General features: G+C 63.5%; 17 protein-coding genes. 11 read left to right on the top strand and 6 right to left on the bottom strand.

Annotation, left to right across the window (positions count from 1 at the left end; all coding sequences use genetic code 11):
* Positions 1 to 36: 36 nt before the first annotated feature.
* From ACSSVG_RS10250 to ACSSVG_RS10260, 3 genes are all read right to left on the bottom strand, one after another.
* Entirely contained in the window at positions 37 to 1,722 is a 1,686-nt protein-coding gene (locus tag ACSSVG_RS10250; RefSeq protein ID WP_492418745.1) for an ABC transporter substrate-binding protein, read from the bottom strand.
* Positions 1,723 to 1,863: 141 nt separating this feature from the next.
* Entirely contained in the window at positions 1,864 to 3,873 is a 2,010-nt protein-coding gene (gene murJ, locus ACSSVG_RS10255) for a murein biosynthesis integral membrane protein MurJ (protein ID WP_231338796.1), read from the bottom strand.
* Positions 3,874 to 3,899: 26 nt separating this feature from the next.
* Positions 3,900 to 4,403: an NUDIX hydrolase gene (locus ACSSVG_RS10260; protein WP_026541026.1), complete on the bottom strand. Its 504-nt coding sequence runs from the start codon at positions 4,401 to 4,403 to the stop codon at positions 3,900 to 3,902.
* 196 nt (positions 4,404 to 4,599) lie between these two features.
* On the opposite strand from ACSSVG_RS10260, the gene ACSSVG_RS10265 reads away from it, so the two are divergent.
* From ACSSVG_RS10265 to ACSSVG_RS10285, 5 genes are all read left to right on the top strand, one after another.
* Positions 4,600 to 6,069: a CCA tRNA nucleotidyltransferase gene (locus ACSSVG_RS10265; RefSeq protein ID WP_231338797.1), complete on the top strand. Its 1,470-nt coding sequence runs from the start codon at positions 4,600 to 4,602 to the stop codon at positions 6,067 to 6,069.
* Complete coding sequence (locus ACSSVG_RS10270) at positions 6,066 to 6,647, top strand: histidine phosphatase family protein (RefSeq protein WP_089597061.1); 582 nt, start codon at positions 6,066 to 6,068, stop codon at positions 6,645 to 6,647. Before ACSSVG_RS10265 ends, ACSSVG_RS10270 begins: the two co-directional genes overlap by 4 nt.
* A 615-nt stretch (positions 6,648 to 7,262) precedes the next feature.
* The gene (locus ACSSVG_RS10275) at positions 7,263 to 7,403 is read left to right on the top strand and encodes a hypothetical protein (protein WP_231338798.1); all 141 of its coding nucleotides are present in this window, start codon (positions 7,263 to 7,265) and stop codon (positions 7,401 to 7,403) included.
* Positions 7,404 to 7,579: 176 nt separating this feature from the next.
* On the top strand, positions 7,580 to 9,082 hold the full coding sequence (locus tag ACSSVG_RS10280; RefSeq protein WP_231338799.1) for a glycosyltransferase family 87 protein: 1,503 nt from the start codon (positions 7,580 to 7,582) through the stop codon (positions 9,080 to 9,082).
* 6 nt (positions 9,083 to 9,088) lie between these two features.
* Positions 9,089 to 10,534, top strand: a complete 1,446-nt coding sequence (locus tag ACSSVG_RS10285) for a phytoene desaturase family protein (protein ID WP_231338800.1) — start codon at positions 9,089 to 9,091, stop codon at positions 10,532 to 10,534.
* A gap of 6 nt (positions 10,535 to 10,540) precedes the next feature.
* On the opposite strand, the gene ACSSVG_RS10290 is transcribed toward ACSSVG_RS10285, so the two are convergent.
* On the bottom strand, positions 10,541 to 11,146 hold the full coding sequence (locus ACSSVG_RS10290) for an NAD(P)-dependent oxidoreductase (RefSeq protein WP_231338801.1): 606 nt from the start codon (positions 11,144 to 11,146) through the stop codon (positions 10,541 to 10,543).
* Positions 11,147 to 11,241: 95 nt separating this feature from the next.
* Here ACSSVG_RS10290 and ACSSVG_RS10295 point away from each other — a divergent pair, with 95 nt between their 5' ends.
* The gene (locus ACSSVG_RS10295; protein WP_253465267.1) at positions 11,242 to 11,640 is read left to right on the top strand and encodes a winged helix-turn-helix transcriptional regulator; all 399 of its coding nucleotides are present in this window, start codon (positions 11,242 to 11,244) and stop codon (positions 11,638 to 11,640) included.
* A 48-nt stretch (positions 11,641 to 11,688) separates the two neighbouring features.
* Here the strand turns inward: ACSSVG_RS10295 and ACSSVG_RS10300 are convergent, their stop codons facing one another.
* Both ACSSVG_RS10300 and ACSSVG_RS10305 read right to left on the bottom strand, forming a co-directional pair.
* Complete coding sequence (locus tag ACSSVG_RS10300) at positions 11,689 to 12,390, bottom strand: ABC transporter ATP-binding protein (RefSeq protein ID WP_253465264.1); 702 nt, start codon at positions 12,388 to 12,390, stop codon at positions 11,689 to 11,691.
* A 24-nt stretch (positions 12,391 to 12,414) separates the two neighbouring features.
* Positions 12,415 to 13,494 carry an ABC transporter permease gene (locus ACSSVG_RS10305; protein ID WP_492418749.1) on the bottom strand — a complete coding sequence of 360 codons (1,080 nt, stop codon included), beginning with the start codon at positions 13,492 to 13,494 and terminating at the stop codon, positions 12,415 to 12,417.
* Between the two features lie 195 nt (positions 13,495 to 13,689).
* On the opposite strand from ACSSVG_RS10305, the gene ACSSVG_RS10310 reads away from it, so the two are divergent.
* The 5 genes from ACSSVG_RS10310 to ACSSVG_RS10330 all read left to right on the top strand — a co-directional run bounded on the left by ACSSVG_RS10310 (position 13,690) and on the right by ACSSVG_RS10330 (position 22,950).
* Complete coding sequence (locus ACSSVG_RS10310; protein ID WP_231338805.1) at positions 13,690 to 14,967, top strand: sensor histidine kinase; 1,278 nt, start codon at positions 13,690 to 13,692, stop codon at positions 14,965 to 14,967.
* On the top strand, positions 14,964 to 15,620 hold the full coding sequence (locus tag ACSSVG_RS10315; RefSeq protein ID WP_231338806.1) for a response regulator: 657 nt from the start codon (positions 14,964 to 14,966) through the stop codon (positions 15,618 to 15,620). The genes ACSSVG_RS10310 and ACSSVG_RS10315 overlap by 4 nt, the downstream gene beginning before the upstream one ends.
* A 116-nt stretch (positions 15,621 to 15,736) precedes the next feature.
* Positions 15,737 to 19,585 (top strand): NPCBM/NEW2 domain-containing protein, encoded by a 3,849-nt coding sequence (locus tag ACSSVG_RS10320; RefSeq protein ID WP_492418750.1) that lies wholly within the window; start codon positions 15,737 to 15,739, stop codon positions 19,583 to 19,585.
* A gap of 105 nt (positions 19,586 to 19,690) precedes the next feature.
* Positions 19,691 to 21,679: a penicillin-binding transpeptidase domain-containing protein gene (locus ACSSVG_RS10325; RefSeq protein WP_492418752.1), complete on the top strand. Its 1,989-nt coding sequence runs from the start codon at positions 19,691 to 19,693 to the stop codon at positions 21,677 to 21,679.
* Between the two features lie 14 nt (positions 21,680 to 21,693).
* Positions 21,694 to 22,950, top strand: coding sequence for an FAD-dependent oxidoreductase (locus ACSSVG_RS10330; RefSeq protein WP_492418754.1), 1,257 nt, complete (start codon positions 21,694 to 21,696; stop codon positions 22,948 to 22,950).
* Positions 22,951 to 22,995 lie beyond the last annotated feature (45 nt).

Here is a 22,995-nt window from a genome sequence, read left to right on the forward strand (position 1 = left end):
CGGGAGCCCCCACTGGGCGAAAGAATGAGAATCGAACTACTGAACAGTTACCTCAGCCAGGCGCAGGCCGAAGCCGAAACGGGTCTTCGGTGCGGCCAGCTTGGGGAGCGTTTTGATATCCACGATGACGTACTGCGTCTGGGTCGGCGCAGCCAGGGGCATGGTCAGCTCCGGAGAAGTGAAGCTGTTGGTGCCTACCAGCTTGGCGCCGTCCATGGCCGGACGGTCGTTGGTGTAAACATTTATGCTGCCGCCGGATCCACCCAATTGGTTCAACACAATGGACTTGACCTCAGTTTTTTCCTTGAGCTCAATGACCAGCGGCATGTTGGTGACGAGTCCACCCCAGTCGGCTGTAGCAAACTCCATGTCTGACCAGTAGCTTGCCGCGTTGCCGTCAAAAGCCCTGGTGAGGTCCTTGTCGTACTCTGCAGCGAAGGGGAAATCACCAAGACGCGTAATTCCAGCGATGGCAGGCGGCACGGCAGGAGGCGCAGTCTCCGAAGGCGTGGGTTCCTCTGATTGCGTGCTGTTGGTCTGAGGCGCAGTCGTGTTCTGCGTGGCTGCGGGCGTACCGCTGGGAAAGAGGCTGCCCAGGTTGGTGACTGCGAGGACGAGTCCCACGATCAGCACGGCAGCCAGCAAGCCGCCGACGAGCCAGCGCAGCGAACGGGGCTCCTTCTCCGGAGCGTCGTCCTCGTAAACTTCCTCGTCGTCGTAATCTTCCTGGACAGCGGCCGACGCCGGGAAACTGGTGGGGGCACGGTCGTAACCGGCGTCTGAGGTACCTCGCGCAGCGGCCGCAGTGCCTCCAGCAGCAGCCGCGGCACCTCCCCCGGCAAAGCCGTAGTCCTCTTCGGACCACAGCGAAACCTTGGGCTCAGCCGGTTCACGTGCCGCTGCCGGCTGCGCATTGACGGCCTGGGTCGGGGGCTGGGTCGGTGCGGGTGGAGCCGACGGAGCCGGCTGGGACGTCACGGCCTGGGTGGGCGGCTGGGCCTGGACACCGGCTGTAGCCGCGCCGGCACCGGAGGCAGCGGCTCCGGGGGCAGCGGCACCAGGGCCGGCAGCTGCACCGGCGTCGTGATTCTTGGAAGCCGAGTTCTTCAGCGCGGCGAGTCCGGCTGCTCCGGCACCCGCAGCAGCAGCCAGCTTTCCGGCGATGCCGCTCTTGGACGACGACGGGCTGGAAGAAGGCATGGGAGGCACATTGCCGGCCTGGGATCCGGTGGCGTCCTGCTGGGTGTCGTCATCGGATGGGATCGGGTAGCCGTTTTCGTCGTACTGGATGTACTCGGCGTCGTGCTCATCGTCCTCGTACAGGCCGTCGTACGTTTCGGGCTCGTAGGTGCGTGCCTGGCCGAAGATCTCGCTGCCGAGCGTCTCAGTGAAGAAGGGCTCGATGTAGGGCGGGTTGGTGGCAACCACCAGATCCAGCAAGTCAGGCGCGGTGCTGTGGTTGGTGATGAGGTAGGTGGTGTTGTCGCTGACGCCGAGGTCCAGGATCTGAACGTGGCCCGGCCGCTCCCCTGTGGCCACTTCACGGGCGCTCTGAGCTACCTGTTCCGCGTTTCCGGGACCGGCGACAAGGATGCTCACGGGACGGTTGAGGACCTGGTCCACGCCGTCGAGCACCTGATCTTGGTCATGCGAGGTCAACACATTGGCCGTGACCTTGTAGCGGCCGCCAAGTACTGATCCGACGTCGATCGGGTGGGACACGTGTTCCTCCTAGGCTGTCCGGGAGCTGCGGGTCCTGCACGCGGCCGGCCCGGCGAGCCGGTTCAACCGCTTTTGCAACTACCTGTATTCGTTTTCTAGCCTAGCCGATTGATGCCCTGCGCCCACGTTGACGGCACCGGCTCACTTCCGGTGGTTTCCGCGCGTTGGGAAGTAGGGATTGCGTCCGGCGTCGCCTTGATAGGTACGCCGACCCGGCAACGGGACCTGAGGCCTGAACCTGCCGCCCCGGGCCGTGCTGGGCGCGTCCTCTTCCGGCAGATAGGTTTTCGGCGCATCCGGAGCCTCCGTACTGGACAACGGAGCAACGCGTTCCACAGCAGGGCCGGCCCGGTAGGACGCCGCGTCGAACTCGCCCGAGATACGGGGAATCAAACCTGTATCGTCTGAAACCGTGGCGCGGGCCGCCGTCGTGGGTTCTGCAACGGCGCCCGTCACCGGTGCGGGAGCGCGTCCCAAGCGCCCCATCAGCGGGCGCAGGAGGTCGCGAAGTTCGGTGACGTGGAAGACGCGCAGCAGGACCAGGTAGGCGACCAACATGACGGGCCCGACGACGACCACGGTCACCAGAGCGGCCGGGCGGCTGCTCCAGGCGAAACCGTCGGCACGGTAGCTGCCGAGGAGCCACAGCGCAGCCGCACCGGCCAACGCGGAGCCCAAGCCGGCGTAGCCCATGCGGATGTACGAATTGGCGATACGAGGGCCGTCCAGGTGGCCCAGCATGCGGCGAAGGAACACCACGCTGATCACCACGGAAAGAATGTTGCCCAGGGTGTAGAGGATCGCGATCGCGTAAATGATCTGCCCAACGGGCAGGAACTGGATGAAGAACGCGCCCACCACGTAGATGACCGCCAGCCACAACTGGACGTACAAGGGCGTGCGGGCGTCCTCGTTGGCATAGAACACGCGGGACATCATGAAGTTGGCGCTCAGGAACGGTGTACTGAGGGCAAGGATGGTGAGCGTCTGGGCCAGCATGACGCCATCCTGCTTTTCGCCACCCGAGAAGAACATGCCCAGCGGACCCGCCAGGGCGAACAATGCCAAGGCACCGAAAACCGTGGCAACGGCCATGGTGCGAAGGCCATGGGACAGGGCATCGCGCAGCTCGCCCTTGTTGCCATCCTGGGACGCGCGTGTCATGCGGTTAAAGAGGACAGTCGCCAGGGACAACGCGATGATCGAGTGCGGCAGAAGGTACAGCTGGCTTGCGACCTCGAGGACGGCGTTGCCGGGCAACACAGCCGCGGCAACAGTATTCCCTGCATTGCTCAGGCGGAGGCGCTCAGCACCGGGAATGGTGGCGATCCTCATGACGTAAAGGAACGCCAACTGTCCGACGGCGGCAGTCGCCAAGGTCCAGACGCTCAGCTTGGCAGCCTGGCCAAGTCCAACCCCGCGCCACCCGAAGCGGGGACGAAGGCCAAGGCGAAGCCGGAAGACGGGGACGAGCAGGATGGCCGTCTGGGCGATCACGCCGAAGGTAGAGAACCCGGCAATCAGGAATGTCTGGGTTGGGCCCCAGTTATCCACGGTGTGTGGGTTGGTGATGTTGGCGCCCAGGATCCAGATGAACATGCCCAGGCCGGCGATGGCCACAAGGTTGTTCAGGATAGGCGCCCACATAGCCGGGCCGAACGCGCCGTGGGCGTTCAGCACCTGGGTGAGCATGGCGTAGAGGCCGTAGAAGAAGATCTGCGGGAGGCACCAGAACGCGAACGTGACGGCCAAGGCCTTTTGTTGCTCGGAGTAACCCTGGGTGGTGAGGTCAATGACCAGAGGCGCCGCGAGCGTCACCAGGGCGGTCAACGCCAGCAGGACCAGCACGGCCAGGGTCAGCAGGCGGCTGATGTAGTCCGCGCCGCGGTCCGGGGCCTTGCTTGCCTTGATGATCTGCGGGACAAGCACAGCGTTGAACACGCCACCGGCCACCAGCAGGAAGATCAGGTTGGGCAGGTTGTTGGCGTTGATGAAGGTGTCATTGACCGTGGAACCCAGGCCAAGGGCGGCGCCGAGCATCCACGTTTTTGCGAAGCCAAGGAACCGGGAAACGAGCGTTCCTGCGGCCATGATGGCGCTGGAACGTGCTTCTCCGGATTGAACGGACTGGGTGGTTTTGGCTTCAGACATCGCCTTTATCGTCCCACGTACCCGGGTCAGAGGTGTTCTGGCAGCACTTCCCGTGCCAGGTCGGCGATGCGGCGTTCGTTCGGGAAGGACAGTTTGCGGGCCAGTTCCTGGATGGGAACCCACGCGGCGTCCACGGCTTCCTGATCGGGATCGTTCTCGATGGTCAGCTCGCCGCCCGTCGCCTGGAGCAGGAAATGGTGCACGGTTTTATGGACGCGATGGCCGCTCACCGTGAACCAGTAATCGATGCTGCCCAGGGGTGCCAGAATGCTGCCTTCGATGCCCGTTTCCTCGGCGATCTCGCGAACAGCAGCTTCCTCATTGTTCTCCCGGCCCTCTGGGTGGCCCTTCGGCAGGCACCACTCAAGCCGGCCACCCCTATTAAGGCGGGCGATGATCGCAACCCGGAGTTCGCCGTCGGACGTGTCTACTACAACGCCGCCCGCCGACACTTCCTCCACGGTGGGAAGCGAGGCCTGGACCGGATGCTGCTGGGCAGGCGCGACGTGCGCACCGATTGCCGACGGCAACGGTGCGTTTGTCCTCCTGCCAGGAGCGCTCGGGATCGGGTTGGCCATGTGGTCCACTCTAACGACTCTTGCCCCGGAGTGATGACCGGGACATGGCCACAAGATGGACTGCGGGAGACGCTCCGCGGACACATGCCTGATTTCGCATGGAACAGTGGCCCACTGCTGCGCAAAAATCTGCCAAGCTTAAGGAACTATGGCGCACGTATTGGACAGCTCTTCTGTTAACTTCACCATCGATCCGGTGGTGCTCGACCTTGGGCAGCGCTTTGTCGATGCCGGCTATGAGCTGTCCCTGGTCGGTGGGCCCGTGCGCGACCTCTTCTTGGGGAGGACATCCCCGGACCTCGACTTCACTACCGACGCCACGCCGGACCAGACCATTGCCGTCATCAAGAAGTGGGCGGACAACTTCTGGGAAATCGGCCGCGCGTTCGGCACGATCGGCATGAAAAAGAGTGGTTTCCAGATCGAGATCACCACCTACCGCGCTGAGGCCTACGACCCCGATTCACGCAAGCCGGTAGTGGCGTTCGGCAACTCACTGACCGAAGACCTCCTCCGCCGCGACTTCACCATCAACGCCATGGCGCTGCGGCTGCCCAGCCTGGAGCTCGTGGACCCCTTCGGCGGCGTCCGCGACCTTCACGCCTCGGAGCTCGCCACGCCGGGCGCCCCGGAGGCCTCCTTCTCGGACGACCCCCTGCGCATGATGCGCGCGGCGCGTTTCGCTTCCCAGCTCGGCGTGTCGGTTCATGACGACGTCCGGCTCGCCATGTCCCAAATGGCGGACCGCATCAAGATCATTTCCGCGGAGCGCGTCCGGGAAGAACTGGTCAAGCTCATCAACGGAGCCCACCCCCGCGTAGGCATAGACCTCCTGGTGGACACGGGGCTCGCTGAGTTCGTGCTCCCGGAGGTTTCAGCCTTGCGCCTGGAAGCCGACGAGCACCACCGCCACAAGGACGTGTACCAGCACTCGCTGCAGGTTCTGGAGCAGGCCGCCGCGCTGGAAACAGGTCCTGACGGTCCGGTGCCAGGCCCCGACTTTGTGCTGCGGTTCGCGGCCTTGATGCACGACGTCGGCAAGCCGGCTACGCGCCGTTTCGAACCGGGCGGTGCGGTCAGCTTCCGCCACCACGATGTTGTGGGCTCCAAGCTGACGGCCAAACGGATGAAGGCGCTGCGTTTCGACAATGAGTCGATCAAAGCCGTATCGCGCCTCGTCGAACTGCATATGCGCTTCTACGGCTACGGCGATGCCGGCTGGAGCGATTCGGCGGTCCGCCGCTACGTGACCGACGCCGGTCCCCTGCTCGAACGCCTGCACCGCCTCACCCGATCCGACGTCACCACGCGTAACCAGCGCAAGGCCGACCGCCTGTCGTTCGCCTACGATGACCTTGAACGACGCATCTCGGCGCTCTTGGAACAGGAATCGCTGGCGGCCGTCCGGCCGGACCTCGATGGAGCGCAGATCATGGCACTCCTGGGACTCAAGCCCGGCCCCGTAGTGGGCAAGGCCTACAAGTTCCTTCTCGAGGAACGCATGGAACACGGACCACTGTCCCCGGAGGAAGCCGAGCAGAAGCTCTTGGCCTGGTGGCAAGCGCAACCCGAGTCCGCCGTCGTCGAGCCTTTGACCGAAACTGAGGAGCCATCATGAACGCTGCGACTTCCCCGCGTCCGCAACTCTGGATCCTTCGCCATGGCGAGACGGAGTGGTCCAAGAGCGGCCAGTACACCGGCCTGACGGATCTCCCCCTCACTGTTGAGGGAGAGCAGCAGGCCGTCGAGGCGCGCAAGGTCCTGGAAGGCATCGACTTCGACCTCGTCCTGACCTCGCCGCTGCGCCGCGCCCGCCGCACGGCGGAACTTGCAGGCTACCCGGAGGCAGTCCATGAGCCGCTGGCTGTTGAGTGGAACTACGGCGACTACGAGGGCATCAGCTCCGACCTCATTCGCAAGGACAACCCGGACTACCTCATCTGGACCGACGGCGTGCCCAACGGCGAAACACTGGACGAAGTTGCTGCCCGGGCCGACAAGATCATCGGGCGCGTCCTGGAATCCGGGATGGACAATGTCCTTGTGGTTGCGCATGGTCATTTCTCCCGGATCCTTACCGCCCGCTGGCTGGAAATGGACGCCCGCGAAGGCCGTCATTTCATTCTTGGGACAGCCAAGGTCTGCACGCTTGGTTGGGATAAGCGCACGCCGGCAATTGTGCGCTGGGGCCTCTAAGGAAAGAATTTAGAAAAACTTTTGGCAAATTAGCCAATTGCGCTGGTCAAACTCCGTCTTGATGGGGTAGCTTATATCTTGTTCCCAGAGCGACTCGCCGGGAACCAGGCGCGCATTCTCGGTTCAGTCAGCTGGGACAATGCCACAGCAGGCTGTAATGGCCGGGAAAAGGAGGTTGGGAAAATGATTACTTTGACTAGCGGACGGAAGTTGACCGTCACTGCTACCCCGGCCTCTGCTGATGATCGACGCCACTTTTGCTCTCTGACCCACTCCTGAACCATCCGGACCGGCCCTGACGCCGGCGGATTTTCATGGTCGGCCACACTCCGTGGTTGGCCTTCTGAGTAGTCAGTTGTAGGCGCGGACTCCACGCAGCATGCCGCGGGTGCGCAGTTTCCCCCAAAGTTCGGAACCAGCTTCTTGTTGGGTCGACTGCCGGAAGCACGCGCAATTATGCACGACGATTCGGGGTTTCCCGATTCGGTCCGCTTTATCCCCCTTATTAGCGTCGGCTTTTTGTGCCCTTTTCAGGCCTTGATTTCTCATGAATTCAATTGGCTCTATTTGTTGTGCACAAATCCCGGAGCATATTCTCCCGAAAGGAGGTGAACCATGTTAAAGCGCCCCGAAGAAATGCGCTTCTTCAAGAGCAGCGATGCTCCCAAGGACCGCACGCTGTTCAACGGCCAACTCCTCGACCAACGTCGTGAAGATGTCTACGTTGTCCTGCACCAAATGGGACTCATCCGTTGATGTCCTGAGCGACCCCGAAGGGAGTTCAGATGCAACACATTCATGCTGACCCTCAGGGAGCCCACGCGGCTGCGCGTGGGCTCCCCCCTTTAACAGTGCTTCTTACCGGCCTGGATGTGGGTGCCGCACTGCTGCGTGTGCTGCTGTACTTCAAGGCATGACTGTAAGCTCGATCCATGCAGGAGACGAAGCCGCACCGGCAGCAAAAACGTGCCCGCTTTGTGGTTCCCAGCCGCAGCGACTCCCTGCTTCGGAACTTTACGGAGCTCATCGGCGGCCCCTTGGGGAAGCACTCGGCACCGGGAATGGCCTCCTCCGGCCCCTTCACCGTTGAACGGGTCCTCATTATCCTCACCGTGATTGCCGCGGTCCTTGCCGTGCTCGCCAAGGACTATTGCCGCGTCAACGGTTGGCAGACTCCCGGCCAGTTCTACGCCACCTGCTACTCCGATTTCCCCGAGCTCTTCAAGAACCGCGGCTTGGGCGATGGCGTGTTCCCCTTCTTCACCCAAGGCAGCCTGTTCGAATACCCCGTCCTGATGGGGATCATCGCGGGCATCACAGCTTTGTTGGTTCCCGGCCAAGGCGTGGGCAATGAACGGATTCTGGGTTACTTCGATATCAACGCCACGCTGATCGTGGCGGTCTGGATCGTCACGGTCCTTTTGACGGCACGTATCAACAAGCGACGCCCTTGGGACGCCGCCATGGTGGCAGTCGCACCAGGGATCATCCTGGCCGGATTCATCAACTGGGACATGTGGGCCGTTGGGTTGCTTGCCTTGGGGATGTACTTCTTCTCGCGGGACAAGCTGATCCTTGCCGGCGTGTGCATCGGTCTGGGGACGGCGACCAAGCTGTACCCCGTGCTGATACTCGGTGCTGTGCTGGTTCTTGCCCTCCGCAGCGGCAAGCTGCGGACATTCTTCATCACCGCCGGGTCAGCCCTGGCTTCGTGGCTGGCAGTGAACCTGCCCATCGCAGCGATGAATCCCCCTGGCTGGCGCTATTTCTTCGAATTCACACAGGAACGTCCCGCGGGTTACAGCTCGCCATGGTTTGCCTACAACCTTGTGGCTGACCGGCTTCAGTGGACGCAAATGAATGCTGCAACCATCAACTCGCTGGCCCTGTACCTGTTCATCCTGGCCTGTGCCCTCATTGGTGCCCTGGCGTTATGTGCCCCCCGGCGGCCCCGGATCGCCCAGCTGGTTTTCCTGATTGTGGCCGCGTTCATCCTCACCAACAAGGTGTACTCACCACAGTTTGTTATTTGGCTCATCCCGCTGCTGGCTCTTGCCCGGCCCAAGTGGCGTGACTTCCTCATCTGGCAGGCCGCCGAGGGTCTGCACTGGGCCGCCATCTGGATGTACCTGGGCCAAGCGACCAGTGGCGGCTCCGTCCAGCACAACATAGATATGTCCTACTACGTCCTGGCCGTTGGCCTGCACATGATGGCGACCGCTTATCTGATGGCACGAGTGGTCATGGACATATGGGATCCTGCCCAGGACCCGCTGCGCATCCATGACGAGGACGATCCCCATGGCGGGCCTTTCAACGGAGCCAGGGACTGGCTGAGAATCGACCTCTTCCGTCCCTCGCGGTCCGTCTTTCCATGGCAGCCCGGAACTGCTGTGAATACTGATGACTCCAAGCAGCCCAGCGAGCGGAGGTAGGCAGCGATGGCTGATGTCGCCGTCGTCGGGGCTGGTCCCAACGGCCTGGCCGCCGCAGTAGTGATGGCCCGCGCAGGCCTGGACGTGCATCTTTATGAGGCCGCTGACATGATCGGCGGAGGTTCGCGCACCAGCGAGTTGATCGAACCGGGCTACCTGTACGACGTTTGTTCCGCAGTTCATCCCATGGCCCTGGCATCACCGTTCTTCCGTGCCTTCGAGCTATCCCGCCGCATAGATCTCCGGCTTCCCGAAGTCCAGCACGGTACTCCCCTGGACTCGGGCGGGGCGGCGTTGGCGTATCAGTCGCTGGAGCGGACAGTCCTCGGGTTAGGTGTGGACGGTCCGGCTTACGGACGGCTGCTGGAGCCCCTCCTGGCCCGGGTGAATGGCGTGGTGGACTTCACCTCCAACCAGCTGCTGAGGGTCCCGAAAGACCCTTTGGCGGCCATGATGTTCGGGCTTGCCACCCTGGACCAAGGCACACCTCTGTGGGGGCGCCGCTTCCGGGAAGATGCCGCTCCTGCGTTGCTGACGGGCGTCATGTCGCATGCCCTTGGTTCGCAGCCAGCGCTGAGCTCAACCGGGGCTGGGCTTCTGCTCAGCGTCCTGGCCCATGCAGGCGGCTGGGCAATACCCGTTGGTGGTTCGATCTCCATTGCAGCGGCCATGGCAGATGACCTGACAGCCCACGGCGGAACCATCCACGTTGGAGAACGCGTCGATTCACTGGACCAGGTCCGGCCATCGAAAGCCATTTTGTTGGATGTCGCTCCGCCTACGCTTGCCAGGCTGGGCAGAACAGAAGTACCCGACCGGTACCGGCGCGCACTGGAAACATTCCGCTTTGGGAATGCAGCGTGCAAAGTGGACTTCATCCTGTCGGGTCCGGTTCCTTGGCTGGACCCTGGCCTGGCGGTGGCAGGAACGGTCCATGTGGGCGGGTCGCGGCTTGCCATGGCCGAATCCGAGAACCTCGTGGCCATGGGTAAGCACCCCTCCGAGCCCTACGTCCTGGTGTCCCAGCCATCCGTGGTGGACCCGACCCGGGCGCCGGAGGGACGCCACGTCCTGTGGTCCTACTGCCATGTACCTGCCAATTCCACGGTGGACATGGCGGAAGCCGTCACCGCCCGCATCGAGCGGTACGCGCCGGGCTTCCGGGATGTTGTGGTTGCGTCGCAGACCACGACGGCGGCAGAACTGTCTGCGTACAACGAAAACTACGTTGGGGGCGACTTCAGCGCCGGGATCCTGGACCTGCGTGGGTTGGTGCAACGGCCAGTGGTTTCCAACGTGCCGTGGAGGACTCCGATGCCGGGCGTGTATCTCTGTTCGTCGTCAACACCGCCCGGGCCGGGTGTGACAGGGATGCCCGGGTACCACGCGGCAAAACATGCCCTTAAGGACATATTCAAGATGCGGGTACCCGGGCTGGGCCTGGGGCTTTAGCTGACGTTAGTTGGCGGCGGTGAAACGGGCGCGGCGGTAGGCCGGGCGTTCGATCTCATCCAACATCGCGACGGCATAGTCCTGCGTGGAAATGCTGTTGCCTGCCGGCGAGTCCTTGGCTACGTTGTACTCCCCGGTGCGCTCACCCGGCTGGATCACGGGTGCCGGAGCCAGAACGGTCCAGTCGATGTTCTCCGGGGTCTGCTTGACGGCTTCGAAGGCCTTGGCAGCGGTGGTGGCCTCAGCTTTGTACGCCTCCGGGAAGTCCGGGGAATCGAGCAAGCGGACACCATCGATTTCCAGGGTTCCGGCACCGCCAACGATCATGAGGCGGGTTCCTTCGGCGTTGCTGTAAGCGGCAGCCATGGCGTCGAGCCATTCTCCGTGGTCGCCGCCGGTGCGGCTGGGGCCCGTCGCCAACACAACGACGTCGTGATCCTTTGCGATGGAGGCGAAGGCCTGGCCGTCAGCCAGATCAGCGGCCTGCGCTGCGGCGCCGGTTACCTCTGCGCCCTTCCGGGAGATGGCCGTGACCTGGTGGCCGCGGGTGAGGGACTCGTTGACGATCTGGCTGCCGACCATGCCCGTTGCGCCGTAGACTGCGATTTTCATAGCTCTCCTTGGGGTTGGTATCCTCGAATAAGTCAAAGGTATCCAACGGATACTGATAGCTTCAAAGAAACCTAGTTACCTCAGGGATACTGACAATGGAACCGAAAGACCTCCCGGCCAACATCCTGGACCCCAACTGCCCGTCCCGCGTGATCTTCCAGCGCATCGGGGACAAGTGGGCGTCCCTGGTGATCCAGGTACTCGGCGATGGGCCGGTGCGCTTCTCCGAGCTTCGCAAGATGGTCAGCGTGGTCACCCCTAAGGTCCTGACGCAAACGCTGCGGGCACTGGAACGCGACGGACTCATCACCCGGACCGTTCACGCCCAGGTACCGCCGCGGGTGGACTACGAACTGACGGCGGTGGGTGAGTCCCTGCTGCAGCCCCTGTCCATGCTTCGCGAGTGGGCGGAGAGCCACGTCCCCACCATCCTTGAGGCCCGCGATGCCTACGACGACGCACAGGACGAAGCCCTCCTCGGCTCCCCCAACTGAGTAGCAGCAAATGCCCTTATGGTGGCTCAATAGAGCGTCTGCTGCTACCTACTTGGGCTGGGCGGACGGGACCAACGCGCGGCTGATCCGCCCGTCCCGCATGGTCGCGACTGAATCCGTCAGGGGCAGGAATTCGGTGTCGTGCGTGACCATCACGGTAGCCGTTTGGAACTCATCGGTGACGCTGCGCAAAAGCCGGACAATTGACTCGCTCCGTTCGTGGTCGAGGGCAGCGGTCGGTTCGTCCACCAGCAGGACAGTGGGACTGCCCATGAGGGCCCGGGCAATGTTCACCCTCTGACGTTGACCGCCGGACAACTGGTGCGGACGCTTGTGCGCGGCCCCGGACAGGCCTACGACCTCCAGCAGCTCAACCGCTTTGCGGCGCGCCTCCTTCAACGGATTGCCGCGCAGATGCTCGCAGATGAGTAGCTGCTCGACGGCGGTCAGCGCAGGCAGCAGGTTCGGTTGCTGGAAGATGATTCCCACCTTGTCGCGGCGCAACTCTGTGCGTTCGGCCTCCTTGAGCGCGGAGACGTCCTGCCCATCGATGACGACCAGCCCCGCAGTGGCCTTGACGAGGGTAGCGGCCACAGCGAGCAGCGAGGATTTACCAGACCCGGAAGGGCCCACCAGGGACAGGAACTCCCCTTGCTGCACGGCGAGATCCACAGAGTCCAGGGCCTTGAGAGTGGATCCGCCGTCCGGATATTCGAGGGATATGTTGACGAGGTTGAGAGCGGTGGTCATGATGTATTCCTTTCGAAGAAAGTATTAGTTGCCGCCGAGGGCCACCAAGGGGTCCACCTTGGTGACTTTGCGAACGGCGAGGACGGCGCCAGCCAGGCCAAGGATGACGATCCCGGCAACCGGCAGCAATGTGGTGAGGGGAGTGATCAGGAACGGAGCGGCCTGGGCCGCGAAGAGTCCCCCGGCGAGGCCCATGGCACCACCCACTGCGGCGCCTGCCAGCAGGACCATGGCTGCCTGGGCCAAAGCATCCTTCAATACGTACGAGGAGGAGGCGCCCAGCGCCTTGAGCACTGCGATGTCGCGCGTCCTTTGGACTGTCCAGACCGTCAGGAAGGCAACAATGACCAGCGCGGAAATTCCGTAGAGAAATGCCTGCATGAGCATGAGTGATCCGTTTTCACTTTTGTACGAGGCCAAGGCCTGGAACGAACCCACAGGATCCATGCTCACTGTGCCGGCCGCCGCATTGGCGGCGTCGAGGTCCAAGGAGGTGCCGGCGTCGTGCGTTACCGCGAGCACGGTAGCGGTGCCGGGGGTGGCGTGGGCGATGGTTCGCCAGGTTTCCAGGGTGGTCCAGACGACACCCGTGTGTGAATACCACTGGTCCTCAACAACTGCCGAGACGGTCAGATCAGTTCCGCCGACACGAACGCGGCCGCCGGCCTCCAACGACAGGTCCTTGGCCAAGGATTCGCCGACCACAACGGTCCCGTCCTCCACAGTGGACGGTGCCAAGGAGCCGCCAAAGACTGCGACGTTCGCTGTGCCGCCCGGCGCGCCGCCATCGCTCACGGGCTGAAGCCGGGATTGGCTGATTCCCACTGCCTGGGCGGAAGCAACGCCGGGCTGTTCCCGCCACGCCTCGAGCTGCTGGCCGGAGACTTCCGACTCGGTATACGACGCCTTGGGCTCACCGCCTGCAGGCGCGCCGAACACGATTTGCTGAACGGGCAGGGCCGCAATGGCCGACGTCGACTGATTGCCCAGGCCTGCCGTCAGCCCGGAAAGCATGACGAGCAGCAAGGTGATCAGGGCGACGACGCTGCCCATGAGCGCGAAGCGGCCCTTGGCGAAACGAATGTCGCGGATGGCGAGAAACATCAGAGTCCTTTGCTTGATTGCGGGCTTGATCCCGGCTCTTTCCACTCTTCCGGCGATGGCGCGCCGGGACATCGTGAGGTGGATGGATTGGCGCGATCCGAGGGGTTGAGCCGGCGATCATCCGAATGGTTGATTCGCGCGTCGCGGCGCCGAATCCGGGCCTTGAAAGGGAGCGCCAGGGATACGCTGGGAGGCATGCAGTCCACCGGTGCCGCCACCATCCTCCGTGTCCTGCGCGTCTGCCTGCACGTGGGTTTCGCAATTCTCCTTCTGGTTGCGATTGGGCGCTTGCTGACTGGTGTCGGATCTGCCGGGGCGCCTTCTCCCGTGGCTGTGGTGGGTGGATTGGGCTTGTCCGCCGTGCTGGCCCTCGTTTACCTCGCCGGAACCATCCTGGAGAAGCGCCACTCAGGCGATGCCGGCCGGTTCGACCCCACTCCCTATGCGCGGTGGTGGCTGGCCGCTGTCATGCTGCTTTGGTTGCTGCTCCTGCTGGTCAGCAGCGACTTCGCGTGGGTGGCCTTTCCCCTGTTCTTCCTCCAGCTTCATCTGTTGCCCCGGCGCTTGTCGTTGCCCGCTATTGCGCTCAGCACGGCACTGTTGGTTGGTGCTTTGTGGTTCCATAGCCGGGGTTCGGCCGACGGCGGATTGCAGCTCGCCATGGTCCTGGGACCGGTGTTCGGGGCGGGCTTCGCAGTGGTGACCGGGCTGGCGTACAGAGCTTTGTTCCTGGAGGCCGAGAATCAACGCGTTGTGGCCGACGATCTCCGGCGGACGCGCGCCGAACTCGCCCAAACCCAGCACGACGCCGGCATGCTGGCTGAGCGTGAGCGGCTGGCCCGCGAAATCCACGACACCCTGGCTCAGGGATTCTCCAGCATCATCCTGATGGGAAGGTCCGCGGAGAAGGCCTTGGACGATGGGGACGCGCAGGCGGCCAAGGAGCGGTTGAGGATCGTGCAGGACACAGCGTCGACGAACCTTGCGGAGGCCAGGAGCTTTGTCCGGGGCCTGCGTTCACCTGCCTTGGAACAGTCTGGCTTGGTGGACAGCCTGCGCAGGCTCTGTGGAAAGACGGAGACCGAGGCCGCTGCCCGTGGAACGGCCTTGCGGTGCCGTTTCGCACTGGTGGGCACGCCCGTGGAGCTGCCCAACACGTACCAGACCACCTTGCTCCGGGCCGCTCAGGCCTCCCTCGCGAACGTGTGGGCGCACGCCCACGCACGTGCCGCCGTCGTGACTTTGTCCTTTCTTGGCGCCGAGGTGACACTGGACGTTTTCGACGACGGGATAGGTTTCGAGCCCTCGACGGCGGCCCGTACGGCGCGGGGCGACGGCACCGGCGTCGGACTTATGAGTTTGCGCGAGCGGCTTGCCGCGCTGGAAGGCAGCCTGGAGATCGAGTCGGCTCCGGGCGAAGGAACCGTGGTGGCCGTTCGGGTACCGCTGCCGGTAGATGAAGGTGTGGCATGAGTGAAATCCGTGTCCTGTTGGTGGACGACCATCCCGTGGTCCGTGCCGGCCTCCGCGCAATGTTGGCTGAGTTCCCGGGCGTCACGGTAGTTGCCGAAGCGTCTGACGGCGATGCTGCACTGGCTGAGCTCAGCAAGCTGCATGCACTCGGCGAGCCCGTGGACCTGGTCCTTATGGACCTCCAGATGGGGGCCGGCATGGATGGGGTCACGGCCACCGGGAAGATCAAAGCGGGTGAGGCCGGGACTCCCCCGCCGCCCGTGCTGATTCTGACCACTTACGACACCGACGCGGACATCCTCAACGCGGTGGAGGCAGGCGCGAGTGGCTACATGCTGAAGGACGCTCCGCCTGAGCAGATCCGCCAAGCTGTGCTGTCGGCAGCTGCCGGTCAGACTGCGCTGGCACCTGAGGTCGCGGCCCGGCTCATGGGGCGGATCCGGAATCCTGCGCCGGCGTTGAGTGCCCGGGAAGTCCAGTTACTGGAACTGCTCGCGACGGGCATGAGCAACCGTGCCATGGCCAAGCAACTCTTCATTTCCGAGGCGACTGTAAAGACCCACCTGGTGCACATTTACGCCAAGCTCGGGGTGGACAACCGCACGGCGGCCATCTCGGTTGCGACGCAGCGCAGGATCATCCGCGGACACTAAGTTGGGTCGGCAATTTTGGTGAAACGGTTGACCTTTTGCTCTTTTGCAGTGACGATTAGTGCACGTTTCGCTATGAGTTAGATCACAAAAAGTCACTCGTCGAAAGTTGGCCCCACATGTCCGCACCCTCCTTGGGCCTGTCCGGCGCTGCCCCCAGCAGCTCCGGACGCGCCAAAAAAGGTTCGTTAGCCAGAAAGGCCGCGTCACTCGGCCTCGCCTCCCTCCTCCTCGCAGGTGCCATCCCTGCGCTCACGTTTGCCGCGGCCGCCAATGCCGCGCCCGGCGACCCCGCCGCCACTAAAGCCGTCACCCCCGAAGTACCTGTCGATGCAGCTGGAGTACCCCTTGGTGCGGTGACAGGCTTTACCCAGTCCGGCAACGTCGTCGACCTTTCCACCGGGAACGGCGCCATTCGCGTCACGTTCCTGGACGACGGCAACTTCCGCCTTGAAGCGGACCCCAGCGGAAAGTTCACGGACCCCGCCAACACGGACCAAGGCGACCCGGCCAGGACCGCCAACATCGTGGTGGGCAAGGACAAGTTCGCCGGGACCACCCCAACCGTCACGGATGGCGACTGGCTGGTCCTGAAGACCGCGAAGATCACCGTTGAGATCAACAAAGCCACCACCCAGCTCCGGGTTCTCAGGGCTGACGGTTCCTTGGTCCTGGAAGAGTCCGCGCCCATCACCTTTGGGGCGAACTCCACCACGCAGCACCTCGCGCAGCAGGATGGCGAGCAGTTCATCGGCGGCGGCATGCAGAACGGCCGCTCCGTCCACACCGGCGCCCTCATCAACATCGCCAAGAACTTCGACTGGGACGACGACGGCTACCCCAACGCCGTGCCCTATTACATGTCCTCCAAGGGCTACGGCGTCCTCCGCGACACCTTTGCCCGCGGTTCCTACAACTTCGGCGGCCAGCCCACCACCACGCATGAGGAAAAGCGCTTCGACGCCTACTACTTCGTGGGCGATTACAAGCAGTCCCTGGGCGCCTACACCACGCTGACCGGCAAGCCGATGATGCCTCCGGTCTACGCCCTGGAATACGGCGATGCCGACTGCTACAACCGCTCCAACCCGGGTTATTCATCCTCAGGCTACGGCGATCCCGACGGCGCCAAGCAGCGCACGCCCGACGCCATCAAGACCGCGCGGAAGTTCGTCGAGAACGACATGCCCGCGGGCTGGATGCTGGTCAACGACGGATACGGCTGCGAATATCAGCAACTCCCGGAAACCGTCAGCAACATCGAGGAAGAAACCGATCTCAAGGTTGGCCTGTGGACCCAGCGTTCCCTGACCAACCAGGAGTACGAAGTAGGTGAGGCCGGGGTCCGGCTCCGCAAGCTTGACGTTGCGTGGGTGGGGCAGGGCTACCGCCAGGCCCTCACCGGTTGCGAGGCAGCACACGGCGGCATCGAGCAGTACTCGAATGCCCGCGGCACCTCGCTGATGGTGGAAGGTTGGGCCGGCTCCCAGCGTTGCGGCATGCAGTGGACGGGTGACCATTCAGGAAACCTCGACGCCGTCCGCTGGCAGGTCTCGGCCCTCACCGGCGCCGGCAACTCGGGTTTGGCGTTCACTACGGGTGACGTCGACGGCATCTTTGGCGGCTCTGCGGAGTCGTATGTCCGCGACCTTCAGTGGAAGGCCTTCGCGCCGGCGCTCTACTCCATGTCCGGCTGGGCGGCTACGGATAAGCGTCCATGGCTCTACGGCGATGAAGCCACGGCCATCAACCGCCAATACCTCCAGCTCCGCCAGCAGCTCATGCCCTTCATCTACTCGTTGGCGCAGGAATCCTCCACCACGGGCGTATCGATGATGCGCTCCATGGCCCTCGAATTCCCTGACCAGCAGTGGTCCTACGGTGCCGAGGCGAACAACCAGTTCATGCTTGGCTCCGACTTCCTGGTGGCACCGGTCTTCACCCAGACAGATGTCCGTAACGGCATATTTCTTCCGGCAGGCCAGCAGTGGGTGGATTACTGGACCGGCAAGCTTTACCAGGGCGGCCAGATCCTCAACGGCTATAACGCACCCTTGGACAAGCTGCCTGTGTTCGTTCGTGCCGGAGCGGTGATCCCGCAAGGCATCGTGGCCCGCAACGCCTCCTTGGTTCCGGAAGATTCCATGATCACCCTGGACGTTTACGCCCAGGGCCAGGACACGTTCACGCTCTACGAGGATGACAAAGTCACCCGCGAATTCAAGGACGGAAAGTCCTCCAGCCAGCTGTTCGCAGTGGACGCTCCGGGCAAGGGCAACAGCAGCGTCAAGGTGTCCATCGGTGAACGGAAGGGCGAGTACACCGGCAAGGCCGCTGCCCGACCGTATGAGCTGAAAGTCCACGCTGGCGCAGCTCCCAAGGACGTCAAGATCGGTGGAACCAAGCTCACGCAGCACTCCACCCAAGCCGCCTACGCCTCAGCAACAACCGGCTGGTACTTCGATGAGGCCAACAACGGCACCATCTGGGTGAAGACGGGTTCCATCGCTTCTAACCAGTCCGCAACGGTTCAGCTCCAGCAAGCAGGTCCGCTGGGTGGCAAGAGCCAGGAAGACACGGCGGCCGAAGTTCGCGTGACCACTGGCCAGCAGGTCTTCCAGGACCAGGAAACCACCGTCACCGCGGCCTTCGTGAACACCGGAACCAAAGCCAAGACCAACGTGGTCCTGACGCCGGTTCTCCCTGAGGGGTGGACCGTGGTCTCTTCCACCGGCGCAACTGCGGCGAAGGTCAACGGCGGCGGGACAACGACGGCAACATTCGTCATCAAACCCGGCTCCAGCGCCAAGGCGGGCCAACAGACCGTGCGGGTTTCGGCGTCGTACACTGCTTCGGGCTCCGCCCAGTCAGTGACCGGCGGCAACCAGATCTACGTCGCTTACGGTTCCTTGGCCGCCGCGTACAACACCGTTTCAGTCACCACCGTGGCAGGTAAGGCACTCGGAAACTTCGACGGCGGAGGGGCCACCTTCGCGGCCGAGCAGCTGGCTGCCGCTACGGTACCGGCTGGCGGTGTCCGACCGGGCAGCACGGTAACGGTGGACGCCGGGAAGCCTACGCAGGTGGACTACACGTGGCCGGCCGTCGGGCCGGACGTAGCCAACTCGGTGGCATTGTCCGCGCAAACGATCGCCGTCAAGGGCAAGGGAACCCACTTGGCTGTCCTCGGATCCGCAGCCGTTGGGAACGGCACCAGTCCCGAGCTCACCCTGACATATGCCGATGGAAGCATGGAAAAGCAATCGATCTTCTTCCCCAACTGGTTGCAGCCGTCCGTGCTGAACGGGGCAGTGTTGGCGGTGTCCGAACAGGGCCGCAACAACGCCAACGGCCCGTCGCCGGAGTACACGCAGTACAAGTACCAGGCGTTCTCCAACACTGTCCGGTTGAACCCCACCAAGGAGTTGGCGTCCGTGACGCTGCCTACCGATACGCGGGTGAAGTTCTTCGACTGGAAGGTGACCTCCCAGCCACTGCCGAACGTCCCGGTTGGCTCCGTATATGCCTCCGAGACACCTTGGGTCCAGGCCCTGAACGGCTACGGCGTGATCGGCAAGAACGTGGCCAACAAGGACTCGGCGTCGTCCCCGGACAAGCCCCTGGCCATCAATTACACGGACCCCGCAACCGGGCAGCAGCCCGTGTTCACCAAGGGTCTTGGCGTCCACGCTGCCTCGAAGATCACGTACTACCTGGGCGGCAAGTGTTCGACATTCACCTCGCAGGTGGGCCTTGAGAGCGGTTTCGGCGGCAACATCATCTTCAAGGTCAACGCAGACGGCGTGAACAAGTACCAGTCGCGCACGTACACCCCCGGATTCGCTCCGGAATCGGTGTCTGTTGACCTGACAGGCGTGGCCTACGTGGAATTGGTGGTGGACCCGTCCGGTTCCATCAACGGCGCGCATGGTGTCTGGGGTGATGCCAAGTTCACGTGCGCTCCCTAGGTTGATTTCCAGACAGCCGCCGCTTGCCGCCTCTTCCCGGGGATGGCAGGCGGCGGCTGTCCGCTTCCCGGGCACGACAAGAAACTGTCAGGGGAACGGGGCATAATGTCGCAAATGGGGAAACTGAAAATGCAGCAGGGTTTTGTCCTTGGTCTCGTAACTCTTGTCATGGTTGGTTCACTGACCGCCTGTGACGACGGACGGGCCGGTGCGGAGGGAGCAGCCAAGCAGCTGGCCTCCTCACTGTCAGCGCTCGACGTCGGTTCGCTGGCCGTGGAGGGCAAGGACGCTGCCGCGGCCAACGATGAACTCAAAGCCGTCTTCGAGGGCCTCGACGCCAAGCCGTCGGTTGCGTCCGGGGACGTCAAGCTCGACGGCGACACCGCCACTTTCCCCCTTAATTACAGTTGGAACATTGGCTCGGCCAAGTGGGAGTACAGCTCCGAAGCCACGCTGAGGAAGTCGGGCGACAAGTGGGCGGTCCAATGGAACCCTGCCCTGCTTGCGCCGCAGCTCTCCGACGGTGAAACTTTGTCGGTCAAGACCGTTGCCGCCCAGCGCGGCCAGATCCTTGGTGCCGGCGACGCCCCGATTGTTGAGGACAGGCCTGTCTTCCGGGTAGGCATCGACAAGACCAAGGTTCCCGCCGAACAGGCCGATGCTTCTGCGCGTGCCATGGCAGCCCTTCTGGGACTGGACGCCGAGGAGTACGCCAAGCAGGTTGCTGCTTCGGGACCCCAGGCTTTTGTGGAAGGCCTTGTACTCCGTGCCTATACGGCGGACATCACTGAAGCCAGGATCAAAGCCATCCCTGGCGGTGTCAGCATCCTGGACTCCATGGCCCTGGCTCCCACCAGGACCTTTGCCCGCGCGCTGTTGGGCAGCGTTGGGCAAGCCAGCGCAGAGCAGATCGAGAAATCCAATGGCGTCCTGCGAGCCGGAGACACCACGGGAACCGGCGGCCTGCAGCAGAAATACGACTCGTTGCTGCGCGGCAAGGACGGCGTGGAAGTCGTGGCCACCCCGGCTGAAAAGGCCGAAGGAGAGACCCCCGGTACCAAGGTGTTCTTCTCGTCCCTTCCCTCGCCGGGCACCACCCTCAAGACCACCCTGGACCTGAAGCTTCAGCAGCTGGCGGAGGAAACATTGGCAGGAGTCGAGCCGGCGTCTGCCATTGTGGCCCTCAGACCATCCACAGGCGCCCTTCTTGCCGCAGCGTCCGGACCGGGCAGCAACGGCTACAACACCGCACTTCTGGGGCAGTACGCTCCCGGGTCCACATTCAAGATCGTTGATTCGTTGGCCATGTTCCGCAACGGAGCCACCCCGGATTCCACCGTGGAATGCCCCTCCACGCTGACTGTCGATGGCCGAACCTTCAAGAACGCCGAGGGCTACCCCGAAACCTCGCTGGGCTCCGTGGCTCTGCGGGATGCGTTTGCGCACTCCTGCAACACTGCCTTCATCAACGCCCGCGAAACCGTCAGCCAGGACCAACTCGAATCCGCTGCACAGGCCTTGGGTGTGGCCGTTGAAGCCCCCAAGCTGGGCGCTGACGCGTTCCTTGGCTCGGTTCCCGGCGCCGCAGAAGGCACCGAGCACGCCGCTTCCATGATCGGCCAGGGCAAAGTCCTCTTCTCGCCACTCTCGGCAGCCGTCATGGCCGCGTCCGTAGCCAACGGCGCCCCGGTTTCACCGCAGCTGGTGCTGAACGCCGATGCAGCACAGGACCCCAGCGCAGCTTCGACCCCCTCTGAAAGTGGCTCCGCATCGCCGTCGTCCGCTTCCGCAACAGCAAGCGCTGCGCCAGCGTCCACCAAGCCGATCACCAAGGAAGAAGCCGCTGCACTGGCGGACATGATGCGCGCCGTGGTGACATCCGGCCACGCCGGCTTCCTGGCGGAGGTGCCCGGGGCACCCGTAGGAGCCAAGACCGGTACCGCGGAATTCGGCAACGACAACCCGCCGAAGACACACGCGTGGATCGTGGCTACCCACGGCGACCTCGCAGTCGCCGTGTTCGTTGAAGACGGCGGGCTTGGCGCTACCACCAGCGGGCCGTTGTTGAAGTCGTTCCTTACTGCGGCGGGCTGATTCGGAGGCAGACTATGACGGCAGGTACCCAGTGTGTGGTGGTCGGCGGAGGGCCGGCAGGGATCGTACTGGGGCTGCTGCTTGCCCGTGCCGGCGTCAGGGTCACTGTGCTGGAGAAGCACGCCGACTTCCTGCGTGATTTTCGGGGTGATACCGTCCACGCCTCAACCATTCGGCTCTTGGACGAGCTGGGCCTCGGAGAAGGATTCCGCGCCCTTCCCCAGAGCAAACTGGGCAATTTCCGGCTACCGACCGGGCCAGGCGACTCAGTGGTCCTCGCTGATTTTGGACGCTTGAAGGCCCCCTACAATTACGTGGCCATGGTGCCGCAGTGGGACCTGCTCAACTTCCTGGTGGAAGCAGCTCGACAGGAACCTGCGTTCACGTTGCTGATGAACACTGAGGCCACGGACTTGCTGCGCCATTCCTCGGGCGCTGTTGCGGGAGTGGCATACCAAACCCGCGATCCCCTGACCGGTTCTGTTGTAGCAACCGCCGAACTGAAGGCGCCTTTGACGGTGGCATGCGATGGACGCGGCTCGGTGCTCCGTACCAAGGCCGGGCTGGTGCCGCATGAATTTCCCGTGCCGTTCGATACGTGGTGGTTCAGGCTGCCGCGAACCGCGGGCGAGGACGAACCAATGTCCTCCATCTCGCCGCGTTTTGGCGCCTCTGACGTACTGCTGAGCCTGACCCGCAAGGATTATCACCAGATCGCGTACTTGGCCGCTAAAGGCTCGGACCCACAACTGCGGGCTGCTGGGGTGCAGGCCTTTCGCGACAAGGTTGCCAGCCTGCGGCCGGATCTCGCCGACCGAGTGGACACCATCGAATCCACGGACGACCTCCACCTCCTGGACGTGAAACTCAACCGCCTGTCCCGATGGCACCGGCCGGGGCTATTGCTCATTGGGGATGCCGCGCATGCGATGTCCCCAGCCGGCGGCGTGGGGATCAACCTTGCGGTGCAGGACGCGGTGGCGGCAGCGCGCGTGCTCGCGTCGCCTTTGCTGGGTGAAACGCTCGACGACGGACACCTCGCCGCGGTCCAAAAGCGGCGCTGGCTTCCCACCGTCATCGTCCAGACCTTCCAGCGGGTCCTGCATCGAGTGGTGTTCGCGCAGGTCATGGCCGGCAAGCAACCGAAGCCTCCCAAGCCCTTGGTCTTCGTGGCGAGGAACTTGCCTTCCTTCGGGAAGCTGCCGGCGCGAATGATTGCCTTCGGTCCGCGACCAGAACACGCGCCGGAATTTGCCCGCCGGAAGCCGTAGCCGAGTACCGCCGTCGAGCCTTATCCCGTGCCGTGGGAGGATTGA

It is taken from the genome of Paenarthrobacter sp. E2MeOHC11 (assembly GCF_058744955.1).